The following is a 4,276-nucleotide window of genomic DNA, read 5'->3' on the forward strand; positions in this document are numbered from 1 at the left end:
TGACCTAGTGTGCGCCTGCTCTATCCCGGCGAGACACACCAGCTTCGCCGAGTTCGACGGGCAGTCCGGCAGCTGACGCACCTCTGCCGGAGGCCCCGCAGGCCCCGGCAGCGCCAGGCCCCGGCAGTCGCGGCCCCCCCACCGTGGCAGACCCGGCAGGGGCAGCCGCCGTCAGGCGTCGTGGATGGCTATCAGCAAGGCGCCTTCGGGCGCCACCTGCGCGCCCTCCGGCAGCACCAGCAGGTCATGACGCGCCAGCCCCATCCCGGGCAGGTCGGTGACGGCGAAGAGGTAGCAGGCCCGCAGCCCCTCGGCCGCAACCTCCTGCCCCGGCAGATGCACCGAGCCGCGCAGCGGGCGGCGCACCATCAGGTTCAGGTCCAGCAGAGGCCCGCTCCGCAGGGTCGCCGTGCAGGCGCTGTCGCCCGGGAAGGGATGCGGCCCGGTCCCGGGTCCGGCCAGGATATGCCCGCCATCCTCGAACCTGAGATCCATGGCGCCGCCCTCGAGCACGGTCAGCACCCGGTCGACGCCTGCGAAGGCTGAGAACGGCCCCGAGCGGTCGACCCGCGCCGTGCTGATCCGCCAGTCGAAACTGTCGAACCCGGCGCCCTCGGGATGGCAGAGGATCTCTGCCGTCTCGCCGCCGCCGTTCTTCCAGGGGGCAAAGCGCCGCTCTGCCGCCCTGTGGATTTCCGCTGTCATCCGAGGATCCTGGGCAGGTCCAGCCCGTGTTCCTTCGCGCATTCGATCGCCTCCGGGTAGCCCGCGTCCGCATGGCGCCAGACGCCCGACGCGGGATCGTTCCACAGCACCCGCTCAAGCCGTTTCGCGGCCTCGGGTGTTCCGTCGGCACAGATAACGACACCGGCGTGCTGGGAAAAGCCCATGCCGACACCGCCGCCGTGATGCAGCGAAACCCAGGTCGCGCCCGAGGCGGTGTTCACCAGCGCATTCAGCAGCGGCCAGTCCGACACGGCGTCCGAACCGTCGCGCATCGCCTCGGTCTCGCGGTTCGGCGAGGCGACCGAGCCGCTGTCGAGGTGATCGCGCCCGATCACCACCGGGGCCTTCAGCTCTCCGCGCGCGACCATCTCGTTGAACTTCAGCCCGGCGCGATGGCGATCCCCCAGCCCGATCCAGCAGATCCGCGCGGGCAGGCCCTGGAAGGCGATCCGGTCGCGCGCCATGTCCAGCCAGCGGTGCAGGCCCTCGTTCCCGGGGAACAGCTCCTTCATCGCCTGGTCGGTCCTGTAGATGTCTTCGGGGTCGCCCGACAGCGCGGCCCAGCGGAACGGGCCGATGCCACGGCAGAACAGCGGGCGGATGCAGGCGGGCACGAAACCGGGGAAGGCGAAGGCATCCTCCAGCCCCTCTTCCCGGGCCATCTGGCGGATGTTGTTGCCATAATCCAGCGTCGGGATGCCAGCGTTCCAGAAGCCGACCATGGCCGCCACGTGATCCTTCATCGAGGCACGGGCGGCGCGGTTCACCTCTTCCGGCGCACTTTCCTGCCGGGCGCGCCATTCGGCGACGGACCAGCCCTTCGGCAGGTAGCCGTGATAGGGATCATGGGCCGAGGTCTGGTCGGTGACGATATCGGGCCGCCCGTTGGGCAGGGCCTCGCCCGCCTGCACCCGGCGCAGGATCTCGGGGAAGACCTCGGCGGCATTGCCGATCAGGGCGACGGATTTCGCCTCTCCGGCGCGGGTCCAGCGGTCGATCATCGCCAGCGCCTCGTCGAGGTCGTGAGTCTTGGCATCGCAATAGCGGGTACGGATGCGGAAATCGGCGCGGGTCTCGTCGCATTCCACCGCCAGGCAGCAGGCCCCGGCCATGACGGCGGCCAGCGGCTGCGCGCCGCCCATGCCGCCGAGACCGCCGGTCAGGATCCACTTGCCGGTCAGGTCGCCGCCGTAGTGCTGGCGGCCCGCCTCGGCGAAGGTCTCGTAGGTGCCCTGCACTATGCCCTGCGCGCCGATGTAGATCCAGGACCCGGCGGTCATCTGGCCGTACATCATCAGGCCCTTCCTATCGAGTTCGTTGAAATGTTCCCAATTGGCCCAGTTGGGCACGAGGTTCGAGTTGGCGATCAGCACGCGCGGCGCGTCCCGGTGGGTGCGCACCACGGCAATCGGCTTGCCGGACTGGACGACCAGCGTCTCATCCGCTTCGAGCCGCCTGAGGCTGTCGCAGATGGCGTCGAAGTCCTCCCAGCTGCGCGCGGCGCGGCCGATGCCGCCGTAGACCACCAGCTCATGCGGGTTTTCGGCGACGTCGGGATGCAGGTTGTTCATCAGCATCCGCAGCGGAGCCTCGGTCAGCCAGCTCTTCGCGGTCAGCTCGGGGCCCGTCGGCGGGAAGATGTCGCGGGTGTTGTGACGGGTGGTGGTCATGGGCGGTCCTCTCTCTCAAAGACGCGGCAGGCGGGGGTGAGGCAGGGCGGCGGAACGGGGCTCCATCACCCCAGTCCCGGCAGGGCGACGCCCAGGTCACGGATCAGCGCCCCCCCGGCGACAAGGTCATGGGCAGCGGCGAGGTCGGGCGCCATGTAGCGGTCGTCTTCCAGCTCGGCCACGCGGCTGCGCAGGGTGGCGATGACCGCCAGCAGCGGCGCCGAGGTCTGCAACGGGCGGCGCAGCGCCACGCCCTGGGCGGCCGTCACGGCCTCGATCCCGAGGATGTTGAACAGGTTGCGCGTCATCAGCCCCAGCCGGCGGGCGCCGTGGCAGGCCATCGAGACATGGTCTTCCTGGTTGGCCGAGGTCGGCGTGCTGTCGATGGAAGCCGGATGGGCCAGCTGCTTGTTCTCGCTCATCAGCGCCGCCGAGGTCACCTCGGCGATCATCAGCCCCGAGTTCAGGCCCGGCGTGGGCGACAGGAAGGCGGGCAGGCCGAAACTGAGCGCCGGATCGACCAGCAGGGCGATGCGCCGCTGCGCCATGGCGCCGATCTCGGCCACCGCCAGGGCGATCTGGTCGGCGGCGAAGGCCACCGGCTCGGCGTGGAAATTGCCGCCCGAGACGACCCGCCCGTCGGACAGGACCAGCGGATTGTCGGTGGCCGCATTGGCCTCGATCTCGAGCGTGCGGGCCGCCTGGCGCAGCAGGTCCAGGCAGGCGCCGCCGACCTGGGGATGGCAGCGCAGGCAGTAGGGGTCCTGCACCCGCTCGTCGTCGTCGCGATGGCTTTCACGGATACCCGAGCCCGCCAGCAGGGCGCGCAGCGCGGCGGCGACCTCGATCTGGCCGGCATGGCCGCGCAGCGTGTGGATCTCGGCGGTGAAAGGCGCAGTGGATCCCATCGAGGCATCCGTCGACAGCGCACCGGTGACCACCGAGGTCTGCAAGGCCCGCTCGGCGCGGAACAGACCCGCCAGCGCCAGCGCGGTCGAGGCCTGGGTGCCGTTGATCAGCGCCAGCCCCTCCTTGGCCGACAGCTCGACGGGGGCAAGCCCGGCCGCGCTCAGCGCCCGGGCCGAGGACATGCGGCGGCCCCCGAACAGCGCCTCGCCCTCGCCCAGCAGGGTCGCGGTCATATGGGCCAGCGGCGCGAGGTCTCCGCTGGCGCCGACCGAGCCCTGTTCGGGGATCAGCGGCAGCAGGTCGCGGTCCAGCATCTCAAGCATCCGCTCCACCACTTCGCGGCGGATCCCGGAGGCGCCGCGCGCCAGCGACATCACCTTCAGCACCATGATCAGGCGCACCACCTCGGGGGCGAGGGGATCGCCGACGCCGCAGCAATGCGACAGGATCAGATTGCGCTGCAGCTTCGCCGTGTCCTGCGACGCGATGCGGACCGAGGCCAGCTTGCCGAAACCGGTGTTGACGCCATAGACCGCCTCGGTGCCGGCGGCGACCTCTGCGATCCGGGCGCTGGCGGCGTCGATCGCCGGCCAGGCGCTGGCGTCCAGCGTGACCGCCGCGCCCTGCCAGTAGACCCGTGCCAGCGCGGCAAGCGGCACGGCGCCGGGTGTCAGATGTTCAGCCATGGGTCACGGCTCCTTCGAAAACACGCATGTGGAGGGGGGTGAGGCCAAGCCGGCCGACAAGCTGCGAGGGCCGCTCGACCTCCCAGACCGAGAAGTCGGCCGAGAGCCCCGGCGCCAGGCGACCGGTTTCGCCCTGCAGGCCAAGGGCGCGGGCAGCGTGGACGGTCACGCCGTCGAGGCACTCGCGCACCGTCATGCCCCAGAGCACGGCGCCCATGTTCATGGTCAGCAACAGCGAGCACAGCGGCGAGGTGCCCGGGTTGCAATCCGTGGCCAGAGCCATGG

4 protein-coding genes are annotated in these 4,276 nt (G+C 70.7%); all 4 read right to left on the reverse strand.

Features of this window, described 5'->3' with window-relative positions; genetic code table 11:
* Nucleotides 1-171: 171 nt before the first annotated feature.
* Nucleotides 172-705, reverse strand: a complete 534-nt coding sequence (locus OS124_RS24385) for a HutD/Ves family protein (protein ID WP_010139622.1) — start codon at nucleotides 703-705, stop codon at nucleotides 172-174.
* Nucleotides 702-2,396, reverse strand: a complete 1,695-nt coding sequence (hutU, locus tag OS124_RS0110870) for a urocanate hydratase (RefSeq protein WP_010139623.1) — start codon at nucleotides 2,394-2,396, stop codon at nucleotides 702-704. The genes OS124_RS24385 and hutU overlap by 4 nt, the downstream gene beginning before the upstream one ends.
* Nucleotides 2,397-2,461: 65 nt before the next feature.
* On the reverse strand, nucleotides 2,462-3,991 hold the full coding sequence (gene hutH / locus OS124_RS0110875) for a histidine ammonia-lyase (protein ID WP_010139624.1): 1,530 nt from the start codon (nucleotides 3,989-3,991) through the stop codon (nucleotides 2,462-2,464).
* The coding region (locus OS124_RS0110880) for an amidohydrolase family protein (protein WP_010139626.1) at nucleotides 3,984-4,276 on the reverse strand (293 nt) is incomplete at its 5' end. The genes hutH and OS124_RS0110880, both read right to left, overlap by 8 nt.

Origin of the sequence: Oceanicola sp. S124 (assembly GCF_000220565.1) — a bacterium.
Lineage (GTDB): Bacteria > Pseudomonadota > Alphaproteobacteria > Rhodobacterales > Rhodobacteraceae > Pseudooceanicola.